The sequence below is a fragment of the Bacillus cereus group sp. MYBK14-1 genome, assembly GCF_051916885.1.
GTDB classification, from domain to species: domain Bacteria; phylum Bacillota; class Bacilli; order Bacillales; family Bacillaceae_G; genus Bacillus_A; species Bacillus_A cereus.
The window spans coordinates 242,924-259,478 of record NZ_JBQAHM010000002.1 but is presented as its reverse complement, the minus strand read 5'-3'; the positions used below and the strand labels follow the sequence as shown (position 1 = coordinate 259,478).

Below are 16,555 nucleotides of genomic sequence, written 5' to 3'. Positions count from 1 at the left end.
TTTGTATGGTCATTACTGAAATGAAACAGTATTTTCAATTGGATTGCAGAATATATATTGATTGTATGTCCGTTTCCATTACATAGGAAGGTGATTATATATTTGTGCCGAATGTAGAGGGTACTACAAGAGTTTTCCATTATCTATCGAATTAGTTAGTCATGATTACGGACAGGGGATTTTGGCGTGTTTGATTCTATCAGAAAGTAAAGTATGGGGAGGATCACAATGTCGATGAAAAAACGTAAGTGGCTAAAAACAATGTTTACTGGTTGTGTTTTAGGTTCGTTATTAATAACGGCAGCTTGTTCAGGAAAGAAAACAAGTACAGAGGATGAAAAAACGATTAAGGTAGGAGTCCTTGCTTCTTTAACAGGACCGCTAGAATCGTATGGAAAACAAACAGTGAACGGATTTGAATTAGGGTTAGATTATGCAACTGGTGGAACTGGGAAAGTAGATGGGAAAAAGATTAAGTTTGTTGTAGAAGATACAGAAACGAAAGCGGATGTAGCAGTTAAAAAAGCTACGAAGTTATTAGAAGAAGAGAAAGTTGATTTTTTAGTTGGATCGTCTAGTTCAAGTGATACGTTAGCGGTTTTACCACTGGCTGAAGAATATGAAAAGATTATGGTTGTAGAACCGGCAGTTGCGGATAGTATTACCGGGAAGAACTGGAATAAATATATTTTTAGAACTGGAAGAAGTTCCTCACAAGATGCGATTGCAGGAGCAGCAGCAATTGCGAAAAAAGATGTAAAGATTGCAACATTTGCCCCAGATAACGCTTTTGGTCGTGAAGGGATTGCTGCATTTAAAGCGGGTGCGAAAAAATTAGGTGCGAACATTGTGAATGAGCAATACGCGGATACAAATTCAACAGATTTTACAGCGAATATTCAAAATATCATTAGTTCAAAACCAGATTATTTATTTATCGTTTGGGCAGGGGCAAATTCACCTTGGAAACAGTTGAAAGATATGAATGTGGAAGCGCAAGGTATTAAAATTTCTACAGGTGCGCCAGATATACCAGCATTAAAAACAATGGATGCATTAGTAGGTATGCAAGGTTTTTCTGTATATTATCACACACTTCCAAAAAATAAAGTGAATGATTGGCTAGTTGAAGAGCATAAAAAACGTTTTAATGGTGCAGTGCCAGATTTGTTTACAGCAGGAGGAATGTCAGCAGCAATTTCTATTGTAGAAGCCTTAAAGAAAACAAAAGGTGATACAGATGTAGATACCTTGATTAAGAAAATGGAAGGAATGGAATTTGATACACCGAAAGGAAAGATGAAGTTTAGAGAGAAGGACCACCAAGCGATGCAGACACTGTATTCTATCACATTGAAAAAGCAAGACGGTGTTGATTATCCGGTGCCAGTGTTAGAGCGAGAATTAACGATGAAAGAAACAGAACCACCAGTTCAAAATAAATAGACTGAATTTTCTGTTGTTTTTGTATAAAGAGGGGGGACCCTCTTTATACATATTTCTTTCATACTCACGGCTTTAAAGGGAGGGATTTCGTGACACATTTGCTAGAGACGAAAAATCTTAGTGTATCTTTTGGTGAACATCAAGTTATTAAAGATGTAAATTTAACTGTCCAAAAAGGAAAGCTCATTTCTATTATTGGGCCAAATGGTGCGGGGAAGACAACGTTATTTAATTTACTAAGTGGACAGATTTCACCCACAACAGGTGAAGTGTATTTTAAAGGGCAAGATATTACAAAACTATCGATTTCAGATCGAACACGCTTAGGAATCGGTCGCTCTTTTCAGCTTACAAACATATTCCCAGAATTAACGGTACTTGAAAATGTCCGTTTAAGTGTTCAATCATTCGTACAAGATTACTATAGTTTTTTCCCGAGTTCAGCAAAATTAAAGCAACAAGTTGGAGAGGCGAGACGTTTCTTAAAAACAGTATTACTTCATGAAAAAGAGAACGTATTAGCGAAAGATTTGGCACATGGAGAGAAAAGGAAGCTAGAACTTGCGATGTTATTAGCTTTAAAAACGGATGTGTTATTACTTGATGAGCCGACGGCAGGTATTTCGGTTGAGGAAGTCCCTGCTATATTACAAGTGATTGAAAATATTAAGAAACATCCAGAGAGCACAATTGTACTTATCGAACACAAAATGGATATGATACTAGGTTTGTCAGATCATCTTATCGTTTTATTTCATGGAGAGTTATTGGCTGAAGGATTGCCAGAAGAAATTATGAAAGATGAGCGTGTACAAAGTGCTTATTTAGGGGGATTATATAGTGGCACTATTACAAGTGAATAATATAGAAACGTATTTAGATCAGTTTCATATTTTGCAAGGAGTATCTCTTACTGTTGAGAAAGGGACGATTACTGTACTGTTTGGTAGAAACGGGGCAGGGAAAACAACGACATTACGTTCAGTGATGGGGTTTCACCGCATTGCAGATGGTGAAATTTATTATGATAGTGCAAAAGTAAGTGGATTACCTACACATTTAATTTCAAGGAAAGGAATAGGATATGTACCAGAAAATCAAGGTATTTTTCATGATTTGACAGTAGAAGAAACTTTCGCTCTTGCTAGGGGGAAAGGTGAAGAAGTAGAAGGGAAAATAGAGTGGATGCTAGAACTATTTCCGGATTTAAAGCAGTTTTGGAATAAGAAAAGTGGGCTCTTGAGCGGAGGGCAAAAGCAAATGTTGGCTATTTCAAGAGCGTTTATTAATAGTGATGGATTATTACTTATTGATGAACCGAGCAAAGGGCTATCCCCGATAATGGTGGAGAAATTAATGGTAGCTATTTTGAAGATGAAAGAGAAAACAACAGTTTTACTTGTTGAGCAAAATTTTATGATGGCTAGTCAAATTGGCGATTATTTTTACATTATGGATAACGGACGAATTGTTCATAACGGTTTTATGAATGAATTAAAAAAGGATAAGGAAATGTGTCATAAATATTTAGGAATCTCTTAACATGAATCCGAGGTGAAAAGGATGGATGTGTTAATCAATTTATTTGTAAATGGGATTTCAACAGGGATGCTCATTTTTTTGTTAGCATCAGGTCTTTCACTTATTTTCGGTTTAATGAGCGTTTTAAACTTTGCACACGGTGGTTTATTTGCATGGGGAGCATTTACAGGTGTTTGGTTATTTAATGTGACAGGAAGTTATATATTAGCTTTAGTTGGAGCAGTAGCCATGGGAATGTTCCTAGGATTTATTTTAGAAAGGTTTCTTATTAGGCCGGTATATGGAAATCATGTTCGACAGCTGCTCGTTACGCTTGGAGGAATGCTCGTTCTTAGTGAGTGTATTAAAATATTTTGGGGGCCAAACCCTATTAGTGCAAAATTACCGTTATGGTTACAAGGAAGTTTTACATTCGGAGGTATTATATTAATTAAATATCGTCTATTTGTTATTTTGATTGGGATAATTATTTACATTGCACTACTACTATTACTCAAAAAGACGAAGATAGGTCTTATGATCCGTGCAGGTGTAATGGATAAAGAAATGGTTCAAGCGCTTGGTATTAATGTAAAAGCGATATTTTCTTTCGTCTTTTTATTAGGGGCAGGGATGGCAGCTTTGGGAGGATTCTTATTAGCACCGTATTCGGGCGTTATTTTCGCCGAGATGGGCATGCAGTATGCAATTTTAGCTTTTATAGTAGTAATTATCGGTGGATTAGGAAGCGTTCAAGGTTCAGCTATTGCTTCTTTAATTGTCGGGTTAGCTGGTGCTTTTACAGCGTATTTTATACCAGATTTATCACTTGCAATTAATATGTTAATGTTACTATTTTTCTTAATAGTGAAGCCAACTGGACTTGTTGGTGAAAAGGGGTGAAATGGTGAACAACACATCGGACCGAATTAAAGTATACTTCGGAGTATGTATGCTCATTTGTTTAAGTGTATTTCCGTTCGTAAATGATTCACGGAGCCTGTTAATTTTGTTCACTCAAATCTTCATCTTTGCTATTTTTGCAATGAGTTTTGATGTATTACTTGGGTATACAGGAATTGTATCGTTCGGTCATTGTATGTTCTTTGGGATAGGAGCATATGGGGTAGCGCTTTTATTTGATCGACAAGGCGTATCAATAACGAACTTTTTAATTGGAATAGTAGCTGCAATTATCATTTCAGCAATCGTTAGTTATATAATTGGTTTACTTTCTTTACGATTGAAAAGTCATTTTTATGCAATGTTAACACTTGCTATTTCACAGTTGTTTTTAGTACTTGCTGAAAAATGGCGTGGGCTTACTCACGGAGGAGATGGTTTTACATTTGGGGTACCAGAAATATTCCGTGATCGTTTTACTTTTTATTATGTATCACTTGTATGTTTATGCTTCATTTTTATTCTATTACGTCTTTTTACAAAGTCTTCTATTGGGAAAGTATTAAAGGCAATTTCACAAAATGAACAACGTGTTGAAGCACTTGGATATAAAGTGCTTCATTATAAAATTATTGCTAGCATTGTTGCAGGAGTAGTAGCTGCGATTAGCGGTGGTTTATTTGTTATTACATTACGCTTTGTCAATACGACTGTATTTTCAATTGAAATGACACTAAATGCACTCTTAATGACAATGATTGGAGGAGTGGGAACATTAATTGGAGCTATTGCTGGGTCTGGGATTATTGAATCACTAAAATATTATTTATCAGAACTAGCGACGGAATATCCGATTTTTGAAAGATGGACGATTATTCTAGGTTTATTGTATATTATCGTGCTACTCGTTTTTCCGAAAGGATTGGTTGGGACGGTTAAGAAATTGAAGAGTTTTAAAAGGAATAAAAAGGAGAAAAGTACAGAAGTGGAGCAAAACGTGTGAAAAATCAATTGTATACAAAATAAAAATCCCTCTTTTATATTCGTTAAAGAGGGATTTTTATTTTGAAAAAAGTTTGTAATCAAAGTCATTTTATTAATCAAATAGTTCATCAGGGATATGCTTTATAAAGGTTTGATTCGTAAAAAAATGAACAGCTAAATTCTCAAGGGGAACATCTTCAATTATTACTAATGTATCATTTTTAATCGGTAAAAAAGCTATTCCTTTTCCATCAGCAATAAACTCTTCCATAAGCGAATAAGAATCCAACTGTTGAAGTTGTCGCTGAGATAGATTGTTTTCTTTTAGAAATTGTATTGTCTTATTCCTAAAAGGGCACTTTTTGTCATTGCTAACGAAGAAAATTTCTTTTGAATAATCAATGGTACATTTTTCTTTCGCTTTTAATAAGCCTACAGAAATTGAGGTTGTGAACACTTTTTTAAACGATGCGTCAGGATAATCCTCATAAGTTAAGACCATATCAACTTTTTGTTGCTGCAGTAATTTTTGCAAATGACTACTACTTTCTACATATATTTGATAATTTCTGAAATTTACTTTAATACGCTTACTTAAATAATTTGTCAAAATAGATTGTGACGTCGCTATTATATAAGAAGAACCACTCGTTTTAATTTCATCTTTTACTTCTTCTAATAGAGTTAATATTTTATTCGTGTAATCTAATAAAATGTCACCAGCAGGTAACAAGGAAACACCTTTGTTATCTCTATGTAGTAAAGGCGTTTCTAATTCTTGTTCTAATTTTTTGATTCGCTCAGTTACGTTCGGTTGAACATATCCTAACTCTTTAGCAGCTTTACTAATAGAACCCTCACTGGCCACAGTTTTGAATATAATAAGATCATTTATTTCCATGTATCTCAGCCCCTTATGCACTATCATTATAAATGATACCAAACATAATTTATACCTATTTTACGTTAGCCGCTTATCGATTTATCATAATGTATATAAGATTGAAAGCGAGTGATAAACATGATTGGAATGCAATATAAGGTCATTCTTCCAAAGGATTATGACATGGAAATTATTAAGAAAAGGGTAAAGGATAATGGCTATAAAACTGATGGTTTCCAAGAACTAAATTTTAAAGCTTATTTAATTACGGAAACGGAGAAAGACGGGAATTTTTATAACTGCTATGCACCTTTATATATTTGGAATGGTCATGAAGGGATGAATAAATTTATCTTTGAAGGGTATTACGATAACATTTTACAATCTTTTGGATGGCAACAAATACATATAGGTGTTCCATTAGTGGTTAATCTAAGTGATGGATTTAAGAAAAGTAGATATGTTGTTGAATACGTGGGGAGTATTTCTCAAAAGAATTCATTGATTGAAACTCAATTTAACTTTTTTAATAAGAATGTCCAGAATACAGAAAATTGTAAAGGGAATGTAATAGTGTATAACCCAGATAAGTGGGGATATAGTCAGTTTGAATTTTATGAAGTAAAGCCTGAAATTGAAGAGATAGAGGATATTACATTATATGAGGTTTTACACATTTCACAGTAGATGCGGAATTGAAATAGAAATAAATTATTTATAAAAAGTCCATTTTGATTCAAGTAATAATGTTCAAAATGGACTTTTCTTAATTATCTTATGTATATTCAAAACAAATTACTGCTTTTCTTAATTCTTTATTAAAGAATAAGTAAATACGATCGGCACCATAAGCTTGAAAATAATATCCTGTAACAAATCCAACATATGTAAAGGGATGTCCATATTCATCTTTTGGTACATATAGAAGATTCGTAAAGTCAAAAATTTCGTCTTCGTTATCGCAGTCTTCTAATAATTCTTCACCTTCTTCTGTCATAAAACGAACATCATCTAGGATACCATTTACCACAGGATAATTTAATCCCCAGCCATTTGTTTGTTTTTCAACAAACTCTTGTTCTAATACTTCTACAGATGTTATTTCTTTTCCTAAGCTAGAATAAGGATAAATTTTTTGATTACGTTGAAAATACTCTTTACGGATTTGATAATCTCTTTTATTACTCTCATAGGCTTGTTCTATTATGTCAGAATTATTTTGTTCGATTTCGAAATAATTCCAATCCGCTTCAAATTTATATTTTCCATTAATGACATCGAATCCTAATGTATCTGCTTTCGTAAAATTTGTGTGAAATGGTTTGGTGAAATCACCCACGCAACCATCATGGATTTCTTTTGCTGACACAATATGTACCCATTCGTCCAATTCCGGTTCAATACATTGTAAGTTTATAGAACAAATGGGTAAAAAGTGCTTTTTATGTTGTTCCAAATCATCATAAAATATGTCTTCATATTCAGGGAATGGTTTTATAAATTGTTTAGAAATATGCATGTTCTGCCCACCTTTATATTAGTGATTTGTTTAATTTTATCATTTTATTTTAAATTTTTCTTATTTAAAAATTTATGATACACATAGTTATGGGAATAAAGAGTTCGTAAGTAAGGTGGATGTCTTATTGTTAAAATTTTATCATATGTCGAACAGTTGAGAGATGAAGCAAAGTAAGACTTCATACTTATACATAGCCTTATTACATTCGACACATAACGACAATATGCTGTTCATTTATCTGTTAGTATAATATATAGTTTTTGGGGATTTTTATCATTTTTACATTGGGGGAAGGGAATTTATGTTTAAAAAAATCGCGACAGTCACTTTAGCAGGGACGTTAGCTTTCAGTTTATCGGCATGTGATGAGAAGAAAGAAGTAGCTAAAACTGTATCAAATAATAAGAAGGAAGAGCAAAGTAGTGCCAAAAAAGAAAATACGAAGAATGAAGATACAAGAGAATATAATGTTGAAAAAACTACTCAAATTAGAAATCAAAAATTAACAGTCCATAAAGTACAAATAGCACAAGTGGCAGAATATGATAAGCTGGAAAAAGGTAATGAGTTTGTTATTGTTCATGTTACAGTAGAGAATATTGGTAATCAAAAAGTTAGAATTAATCCATTAGATTTTTACCTTGAAAGAGGAGATGGAAGTATCGTGGACCATACATTTTCAACTAGTAATAAAAACGTTTTTAAAATTAAAGATGTAGATCCAAACGGTAAGATAACAGGAGCCATAACGTTTGAAGCGAAAAAAGGTGATTCTAATCTTGAATTAATTTATAGACCTGATGTTATGTCTAAAGAGGAAGTAAAGGTAGAACTTAAATGATATATCCTGTAAAAGCCCAATTGGTGTAAACAAGGGTTTTTTATGCAAACTTATACAGGTTTTACATGAAGACGGTATGCTCAAATGAATTTACGTTACGATAAAAGAAAATAATAGATTAGATGGTGTGAATTTCAAACATACTGTTTTGAAAACAAAAAATAAATGCATGATAAGGATTGGCGTTGGAGCTTAATCCTTTTTTTATGAAGATGTAGAGAATGGCAAGTAGACCTAATACTACACGAGTGATGCCTTTAGTTAAGTAAAAGTAAGTTGAGTTATATAAAAAATGTGATTTTCTCTTGCATTACTATCACTTGAGTGGTAAAGTGATAGTAAGATTCACGATAGGAAGTGATCAAACATGCGTGATAATACGATAGGATCATTAATATGGTTACGTTTAATACGATTTACGAACCAAAGTAATCAAATGTCAAATGAGTTTTTAAAACGTTTTGATTTAACGACAGCTCAATTTGATGTGCTTTTGCAAATACGTACGTATCAACCACTAACACAAATGGAGTTAGCTGAAAAGGTAACTGTTACACAAGGTGGCATTTCTCGAATGTTAACTCGTCTTGAAAAAGAAGGATATATTGTACGAAAACAAGATTGGAAAACGAAAACAATTAGTCTTACAGAGCAAGGAGAAGCAGCTTTAGAGAGAGCATTGCCAGAGCAACTTGCATTTCAATCTTCGTTTTTTGATGATGTATTAAATGAAGAAGAGCAGAAAATATTATATGAGCTGATGACGAAAGTTCATAAGCATAGTGAAAAAAAAGAATTACCGCAAGAGTAATTTTTTTTACACCATCAATTGACTAATCAAGTGATGGTGTAGGTAATACGGAGATAAACTTGACTTACCAACGTTTTTAGAAAAAAACTAATACTACTTTATTAAAGGGGAGAGTAACTATGGAAAAATACCGTATAGATACAAGAAAAGGAATTGAGTTTGGATTATATTCAATTGGTGATCATGTTTTAAATCCACATAATGGGGAGAAAATTAGTACGGAACAAAGAATTCATGAATTAATTGAAACAGCTAAGTTAGCAGATGAGGTAGGGCTTGATGTGTTTGCTGTAGGTGAAAGTCATCAAACGCATTTTACAACGCAAGCTCATACAGTTATTTTAGGAGCTATTGCACAAGCTACGAAAAATATAAAAATTGCAAGTTCAGCAACGATAATAAGTACATCTGATCCGGTACGAGTATATGAGGATTTTGCTACAATTGACTTGATTTCTAATGGACGTGCAGAAATTGTGGCTGGTCGTGGATCTCGTATTGGAGGATATAGTTTACTTGGTTATGACGTGAATGATTATGAAGAATTATTCGAAGAGAAGATGGATCTTTTATTAAAAATTAATAACGAGGAACATGTAACATGGAATGGACAGTTTAGAGCACCACTCGCACATGCATCGGTGATTCCAAGAGCGAAAAATAATAACTTACCAATTTGGCGTGCAGTTGGAGGTCCACCAGCTAGTGCAATTAAAGCAGGACGTGCAGGTGTGCCAATGATGATAACAACACTTGGTGGTCCAGCAATTAACTTTAAAGTGTCAGTAGATGCTTACCGCGAGGCTGCTCAGCAAAGCGGATTTGATCCAGCTAGTTTACCAGTTGCGACAACGAGTTTATTTTATACGGCAAAAAATTCACAAGATGCACTTAGTGAATATTACCCTCACATTAATGCTGGTATGCTTACACTGCGCGGTGATGGGTATCCGAAACAGCAATTTACAAATGCAATAGATTACCGTGATGCTTTAATGGTTGGTAGCCCACAACAAATCATTGAGAAAATGCTTTACCAATATGAATTGTTTGGCCAACAACGCTTTATGGCACAAATTGATTTTGGCGGTGTACCATTTGATAAAATTGAGAAAAATATTGAATTAATTGCTACTGAAATTTTACCAGCCGTTAGAAAACATACAGCAAAATAAATAAAAAAACTGAGAGTTTAATCGACTCTCAGTTTTTTTATTTGTTCTGGAAAAATGAACTTTTAGTCGAGGAAGAGGGAAGTTGTTTTCTATTTTTGAATAACATTATTTCGAGTTTGAATTTTGAAAATACATTTTTCTCTTGACAAAAAATAAGCATTTATCGTGGGTGCTTTCGAGGACATTTTTCCGAGTAAAAGTCAAGCGTATGAAGAAAAAACGATTGTTTTATAGATATAAAAGTAAGAAGTATATTGAAAAAACACATTTTGCTAATGAGAAAAATCTGATTCAAAAAAATGACAAAAGACATATTTCAGACAAAATGATGTCAATAATACGTCAAAAATAACCTGAATTTACTATGCAGGTATATTATACAATTCGATTAACAAATAAAACACTACAGAAATAGTGAAAAGGTAAAAAATAGCATTACAATAGTTTGAAAAACTGAAACTTCATATTTTTCGACAATACATACAAAATGTTTTTGTCTTTTCGTATTTCTTAATAATTGAGTTTGATAAGATTGCTCAATTAACTTTTATTATAAAAACTATGAAGGAAGTGATTTTAGTATGGAAACGCTCGAATTGGCACGAATACAGTTCGCATCAACAACGATTTTCCATTACTTTTTTGTTCCGCTGTCAATTGGTTTAGCTTTTATTATTGCGATCATGCAAACGTTGTATGTGGTAAAAGGGCAAGAGGTATATAAGAAGATGGCAAAGTTTTGGACGCAATTATTCCTTATTAACTTTGCAGTAGGTGTAGTAACAGGTATTTTACAAGAATTTCAGTTTGGTATGAACTGGTCAACGTATTCACGTTTTGTAGGTGATGTATTTGGTCCCTCGCTTGCAATTGAAGGATTACTGGCATTTTTCATTGAGTCTACATTCCTAGGTTTATGGGTATTCGGTGAGGACAAATTACCGAAGCGAATTCACTTAATGTGTATTTGGCTCCTTTCAATTGGAACGATGTTATCAGCATTCTGGATTTTAACTGCAAGTGCATTTATGCAGTCACCTGTCGGGTATGAAATGGCAGCTGATGGTCGTGCGCAAATGAATGATTTCTTAGCCATTATTCAAAACCCACAACTATGGGTACAATTCCCGCATACAATTACAGCGGCAATTGCAACAGGTGCATTCTTTATTGCTGGTGTAAGTGCATGGAAAATTACAAAAGGACAAGAAACTGTAGTATTTAAAAAATCTTTCCGAATTTCTATCATTGTTGGAACAATTACAACGGCGCTTGTATTGTTCTTTGGTCATGCACAAGCGCAACAATTAATTAAGACACATCCAATGAAGATGGCGGCAGCTGAAGCGCTATGGAATACAAGTGAGGATCCAGCACCATTTACAGTATTTTCGAAAATTGATACAGAGAAGAAAGAAAATTCGTTTGAAATTCAAATCCCTTATATGCTAAGTCTATTATCGTATGATAAGTTTAGCGGTCAAGTTGAAGGGATGAATCAAATTCAAAAACAATATGAGGAAAAATATGGACCTGGAGATTATATTCCTCCAGTGCATACAATGTTTTGGAGTTTTAGAGCGATGGTAATGAGTGGAACATTCATGCTTCTTCTAGGAGCTTACGGATGGTTCTTATCAAGAAAAGATCGTTTAGCTGAAAAAACGTGGTATTTAAAATTAATGGTGTATGCAATTTCTCTTCCATTCATCGGTAATACAGTAGGGTGGATTATGACTGAAATGGGTCGTCAACCTTGGGTAGTATTTGGTGTAATGAAAACAGAAGATGCTGTATCACCAAATGTAACATTCGGTGAAGTATTATTCTCACTTATTTCATTCACATCAATGTATTTAATTATGGGTGGAATTTGTGTGTACTTATTTGTTCGTACCATTAAGGGCCACACGAATAAGAAAACGAAAAAGGATTATCAAAGCCATGATCCATTTGATAAGGAGGAAGAGTATGTTATCTCTTAATGAGTTGTGGTTTTTAGTTATTGCAATCTTGTTTGTTGGATTCTTCGTACTGGAAGGTTTCGATTTTGGTGTAGGAATGGTTTCGAGGTTTTTAGGAAAGAATGATTTTGAAAAACGAGTTTACTTAAATACAATAGGACCGTTCTGGCACGCGAATGAAGTATGGCTTGTTTGTGCTGGTGGAGCCATGTTTGCGGCATTTCCGCACTGGTATGCAACTTTATTTAGTGGTTTTTATATTCCATTTGTATTTATGCTTCTTGCTTTAATTTTAAGAGGTGTTTCCTTTAAATTTCGTGCGAAAATAGATAATCATAAATGGAAGAGTGCATGGGATTGGGGGATGTTTATTGGAAGTATGTTACCTCCTATCCTTTGGGGAGTTGCGATTGCAAACTTTATGGTAGGTGTACCTATTGATGAGAGTAAAAATGTTGTAGGTGGATTCTTGCAATTACTTCATCCATTTGCGTTACTTGGAGGAGTAATGTTTCTCCTACTATGTATTGTTCACGGATTACAATTTCTTACGATACGTACAACTGGTAAATTGAGAGAACGTGCACGAATTGCTGCAATAAAAATTGCACCATTTTCATTACTTACACTTCTTGTTTTTGCTGGTGTGGGGTTATGGAAAACCGACATTTTCACTGCTCATGGAACAGAATGGATTATGGTACCAATCGGAGCTTTTGTAGCACTATTAGTGTCCACTTTATTAAATAAAAGAAGAAGAGATGGTTGGGCTTTCTTTATGACGAGTTTAACAATCATTTTACTAAGTGCGAGTGTATTTATCGGTATGTTCCCACGTGTTATGATTAGCTCTTTAGGAGCAATGAATGATTTGACAATTTACAACGCAGCATCAGGAGCTTATGCATTAAAACTTATGACTTACTTTGCGATTGCTATTTTGCCTTTCGTTATCGGAAGTCAAATATGGAGTTATTATGTATTTAGACAACCTGTTAAGTCAGACAACGATTTGGAGTACTAATGAAAAGAAAAAGAGGACTTCCGTCTTATCCCGGTAGCCGTATTTTATATGTAGCGTTAACGATTATTAGTATTTTAGAAGCTTTTAGTATTATTGCGCAAACAATCTTTTTAGCACGAGCTATTACGTTTTTATTTCATGGAGAGACAGTACAAACAATATTAAGTGAAGTTGTTTATTTTGGTATCGCGTTTGCAGCGCGTAACATAGTAGTTCGAACATCACAAATATTAGTGGAACGTTTTGCTGAAAAAACAGGGTCGTTACTAAGAAAACAATTGATAGAGGCATATTTCACATTAGGTCCAAGGTATGTTCAAACTGTTGGAACTGGTCATCTGGTTACCTTATCAATTGAGGGGATTGAGAAATTTAAAACATATATTGAATTAACGATTCCTAAAATGATTAGAAGTAGTATCGTTCCAGGTCTAATTGTACTATATGTTTTTACGCTAGATATTGAGTCTGGAATCATTTTAGTTGTAACGATTCCTATCGTGATCATATTTATGATTCTTCTCGGATTAGCAGCGCAAAAAATGGCAGATAGTCAGTATGAGATATATCGTGTACTTTCGAATCATTTTGTAGATACGTTAAAAGGTTTAGAAACATTAAAGTATTTAGGGAAAAGTGAACAGCACGAAGGAAAGATTGAAAAAGTAAGTAAAAGATATAGAAAAGCAACGATGCGTACTTTGCGAGTTGCTTTTCTTTCTTCTTTTGCATTAGATTTCTTTACGAGTTTATCAATTGCGTTTGTGGCAGTTGGATTAGGGATACGTTTAATAGATGGAACGATTATACTATTACCAGCCCTTACAATTTTGATTTTAGCTCCGGAATATTTTCTGCCGATTAAACAAGTGGGAGCAAATTATCATGCGACATTAGATGGACAAATTGCGATGGAGCAAATAGAAGAGATTTTGCAACAACAAAAAGGAATACAAAAGAAAGATTTAAAGGAAGATATAGTATGGAATGCCTCTAGTAGCTTGAAATTACAAGATATCAAAGTTAATAATACTGAATCTGAAAAGGCTATATTAGAAGGAATTAATTTTACTTGGGAAGGTAACGGTGCTATTGGTGTTATTGGTGAAAGTGGTGCAGGGAAATCGACGTTAATCGACGTATTAGCAGGTTTTTTATCTCCTTCGAGTGGGAAGATGTTAGTAAATGGTCTAGAAGTTGATGGATCTACTCGTGAAGATTGGCAAAAAAATATTGCTTATATTCCGCAGCAACCTTATATTTTTCCGCTTTCATTAAAGGATAACATTCGTTTTTATGAAACAAATGCAACAGATGAAGAAGTTGAAAGAGTTATTAATGAAGTCGGCCTTCGTTCACTCGTTACATCACTTCCAAATGGGATACACGAAAGAATTGGAGAAGGTGGACGTATGCTAAGTGGCGGACAAGAACAGCGTGTTGCTATGGCGCGTGCGCTTTTAAGTAAAAAACCAATCATTTTATTAGATGAGCCTACGGCACATCTTGATATTGAAACCGAATTTGAAATAAAGCAAGCGATGTTACGTTTATTTAATGGAAAGTTAGTATTTTTAGCAACTCACCGTCTACATTGGATGAAACAAATGGACCATATCCTTATTTTAAATAAAGGGGAAATGAAAGAAAGTGGGACGTATGAAGAACTTTTAGAGAATGAGACATTACATTTTCATAGGGAAGAGAGGGGAGAGAAATGAGTAACTGGGTTAAACCTTATATAAAACAAAATAAAGGTAGAATGACTTTAACTATTTTCCTTGGTCTTCTTGGAGTTAGTTCAGGAGCGATGTTACTTTTTATTTCAGGTTATTTGATCTCAAAATCTGCCCTTAGACCAGAAAATGTAATGGCTGTATATGTTCCTATTGTTGCAACAAGAGCGTTTAGTATAGGGCAAGCTGTATTTCATTATATAGAGCGCCTAGTCGGGCATGATGTCGTACTACGTATATTAGAAAAAATGAGAACGAGGCTATATAGAATAGTAGAACCACAGGCGTTATTTTTCCGTTCTCGATTTCAAACGGGTGATATGTTAGGAGTGTTATCCGAAGATATAGAGCATTTGCAAAACCTATATTTACGTACAATATTTCCTAGCATATTAGCGTTAGTTGTTTATAGTATCTTCGTACTTGTTATCGGTGCATTTGATTTTGTTTTTGCACTTATTGTAGGTTGTATGTTAGCTATTATCGTTTTTCTTCTTCCGTTTGTATCATTATTTTTGATGAAGAAACATCATGTTACTTTAAAGCAAGGAAGAAACCGTTTGTATCAACAACTGACAGATGCTGTTTTTGGATTATCTGATTGGCAAGCAAGTGGTCGTAAAGATGAATTTATTAATGAGTATGTAAAACAAAATGATCAGTTGTTAAAAATCGAAAAGAGAGTGAAACGCTGGTATCATATTCGGGACAGTATCATTCAATTAGTAGTAGGTATTGTAGTTATTTCGATGATCATATGGACTGGGAATGAAGCGGCAAGTGAACAAATTGCTCCTACAGTTATCGCAGCTTTCGTATTAATGACTTTATCTGTAACAAACGCGCTTATTCCTATTGCAGATGCCATCGATCGAATACCGTCGTATGTAGAATCTACCCATCGTCTTAATGGCGTAGAAAGTGATAGTGTTTTACATGATGAAACGGATTTGCATGGAGAGAAAGATTATATTGAACCAAAACATGTAGATATTGAACTGAATCACGTATCGTATAGTTATCCAGATAGTAATGAGATTGTATTAAAAGATGTATCATTACAAATAAAAGCAGGGAAGAAAATTGCTATTTTAGGGAGAAGTGGGACAGGGAAATCTACTTTACTAAAATTGTTAACAGGGGCGTTAAGCCCAGTAAATGGCCAAGTTGTATTGAATGGTGAACGAGCTCATACGAATCTTTTATCTAAATATATTTCTGTATTAAATCAAAAGCCGCATTTGTTTGATACGACAATTGGAAATAATGTACGAATTGGCAAACCGGAGGCGACGGATGAAGAGATATGGAAAGCTTTAGAGAAAGCACAATTAGCTTCACATGTTACTTCTCTTCCAGACGGATTACAAACAAAAATGCATGAAATGGGAAAGCGGTTTTCTGGTGGGGAAAGACAAAGGGTTGCTTTTGCTAGAACTCTTATGCAAGAAACACCAATTATTGTACTTGATGAACCGACTATCGGTTTAGATCCAAAAACAGAATTGTCTTTAATCGAAACAATGTTTTCTGCAACGGAAGAAAAGACGGTTATTTGGATTACGCACCATCTTGTAGGAATAGAACATGTAGACGAAGTTATATTCCTTGATCGTGGCCAAATTGTCATGCAAGGTAGTCATAAACAACTTCTGAAAGAAAATGAAAAGTATCGTAAACTTTATGAGTTAGATAAAGGAATATAATTTGAATAAGCAATAATTGTAAAAATAGCTACGCCTAAT

Annotated in this window: 15 protein-coding genes; 13 read left to right on the top strand and 2 right to left on the bottom strand. The window is 34.1% G+C overall.

Annotated elements, in window-relative coordinates:
* Nucleotides 1-228 precede the first annotated feature (228 nt).
* The 5 genes from ACTFR3_RS07345 to ACTFR3_RS07325 all read left to right on the top strand — a co-directional run bounded on the left by ACTFR3_RS07345 (nucleotide 229) and on the right by ACTFR3_RS07325 (nucleotide 4,873).
* Nucleotides 229-1,446 (top strand): substrate-binding domain-containing protein, encoded by a 1,218-nt coding sequence (locus tag ACTFR3_RS07345; protein WP_000061996.1) that lies wholly within the window; start codon nucleotides 229-231, stop codon nucleotides 1,444-1,446.
* An 89-nt stretch (nucleotides 1,447-1,535) separates the two neighbouring features.
* Nucleotides 1,536-2,309: an ABC transporter ATP-binding protein gene (locus ACTFR3_RS07340; RefSeq protein WP_000149338.1), complete on the top strand. Its 774-nt coding sequence runs from the start codon at nucleotides 1,536-1,538 to the stop codon at nucleotides 2,307-2,309.
* A complete protein-coding gene (locus tag ACTFR3_RS07335) occupies nucleotides 2,287-2,988 on the top strand; it encodes an ABC transporter ATP-binding protein (RefSeq protein WP_001196709.1) in 702 nt (233 codons plus the stop codon). The genes ACTFR3_RS07340 and ACTFR3_RS07335 overlap by 23 nt, the downstream gene beginning before the upstream one ends.
* Nucleotides 2,989-3,009: 21 nt before the next feature.
* Entirely contained in the window at nucleotides 3,010-3,870 is an 861-nt protein-coding gene (locus tag ACTFR3_RS07330) for a branched-chain amino acid ABC transporter permease (RefSeq protein WP_000382805.1), read from the top strand.
* A gap of 49 nt (nucleotides 3,871-3,919) precedes the next feature.
* Nucleotides 3,920-4,873, top strand: coding sequence for a branched-chain amino acid ABC transporter permease (locus tag ACTFR3_RS07325; RefSeq protein WP_440044383.1), 954 nt, complete (start codon nucleotides 3,920-3,922; stop codon nucleotides 4,871-4,873).
* Between the two features lie 93 nt (nucleotides 4,874-4,966).
* Here ACTFR3_RS07325 and ACTFR3_RS07320 read toward each other — a convergent pair whose 3' ends face one another.
* Nucleotides 4,967-5,755 (bottom strand): LysR family transcriptional regulator, encoded by a 789-nt coding sequence (locus ACTFR3_RS07320; RefSeq protein WP_074553826.1) that lies wholly within the window; start codon nucleotides 5,753-5,755, stop codon nucleotides 4,967-4,969.
* Nucleotides 5,756-5,875: 120 nt separating this feature from the next.
* Between ACTFR3_RS07320 and ACTFR3_RS07315 the strand changes: the two genes are divergently transcribed.
* Nucleotides 5,876-6,424: a DUF4865 family protein gene (locus ACTFR3_RS07315; RefSeq protein ID WP_074553828.1), complete on the top strand. Its 549-nt coding sequence runs from the start codon at nucleotides 5,876-5,878 to the stop codon at nucleotides 6,422-6,424.
* A gap of 88 nt (nucleotides 6,425-6,512) precedes the next feature.
* Here ACTFR3_RS07315 and ACTFR3_RS07310 read toward each other — a convergent pair whose 3' ends face one another.
* Nucleotides 6,513-7,256: a hypothetical protein gene (locus ACTFR3_RS07310; RefSeq protein WP_000548215.1), complete on the bottom strand. Its 744-nt coding sequence runs from the start codon at nucleotides 7,254-7,256 to the stop codon at nucleotides 6,513-6,515.
* Between the two features lie 304 nt (nucleotides 7,257-7,560).
* Between ACTFR3_RS07310 and ACTFR3_RS07305 the strand changes: the two genes are divergently transcribed.
* The 7 genes from ACTFR3_RS07305 (at nucleotide 7,561) to cydC (ending at nucleotide 16,516) form a co-directional block, all read left to right on the top strand.
* Nucleotides 7,561-8,100, top strand: a complete 540-nt coding sequence (locus ACTFR3_RS07305; protein WP_000473156.1) for a DUF4352 domain-containing protein — start codon at nucleotides 7,561-7,563, stop codon at nucleotides 8,098-8,100.
* Between the two features lie 367 nt (nucleotides 8,101-8,467).
* On the top strand, nucleotides 8,468-8,911 hold the full coding sequence (locus ACTFR3_RS07300; protein ID WP_001205523.1) for a MarR family winged helix-turn-helix transcriptional regulator: 444 nt from the start codon (nucleotides 8,468-8,470) through the stop codon (nucleotides 8,909-8,911).
* Between the two features lie 119 nt (nucleotides 8,912-9,030).
* Nucleotides 9,031-10,086: an LLM class flavin-dependent oxidoreductase gene (locus ACTFR3_RS07295; RefSeq protein ID WP_074553830.1), complete on the top strand. Its 1,056-nt coding sequence runs from the start codon at nucleotides 9,031-9,033 to the stop codon at nucleotides 10,084-10,086.
* 581 nt (nucleotides 10,087-10,667) lie between these two features.
* A complete protein-coding gene (gene cydA / locus ACTFR3_RS07290; RefSeq protein ID WP_000448870.1) occupies nucleotides 10,668-12,071 on the top strand; it encodes a cytochrome ubiquinol oxidase subunit I in 1,404 nt (467 codons plus the stop codon).
* Complete coding sequence (gene cydB / locus ACTFR3_RS07285) at nucleotides 12,058-13,074, top strand: cytochrome d ubiquinol oxidase subunit II (RefSeq protein ID WP_000950085.1); 1,017 nt, start codon at nucleotides 12,058-12,060, stop codon at nucleotides 13,072-13,074. Before cydA ends, cydB begins: the two co-directional genes overlap by 14 nt.
* Nucleotides 13,074-14,795 (top strand): thiol reductant ABC exporter subunit CydD, encoded by a 1,722-nt coding sequence (cydD, locus tag ACTFR3_RS07280; protein WP_440044318.1) that lies wholly within the window; start codon nucleotides 13,074-13,076, stop codon nucleotides 14,793-14,795. The genes cydB and cydD overlap by 1 nt, the downstream gene beginning before the upstream one ends.
* On the top strand, nucleotides 14,792-16,516 hold the full coding sequence (gene cydC, locus ACTFR3_RS07275; protein ID WP_211478014.1) for a thiol reductant ABC exporter subunit CydC: 1,725 nt from the start codon (nucleotides 14,792-14,794) through the stop codon (nucleotides 16,514-16,516). Before cydD ends, cydC begins: the two co-directional genes overlap by 4 nt.
* Nucleotides 16,517-16,555 lie beyond the last annotated feature (39 nt).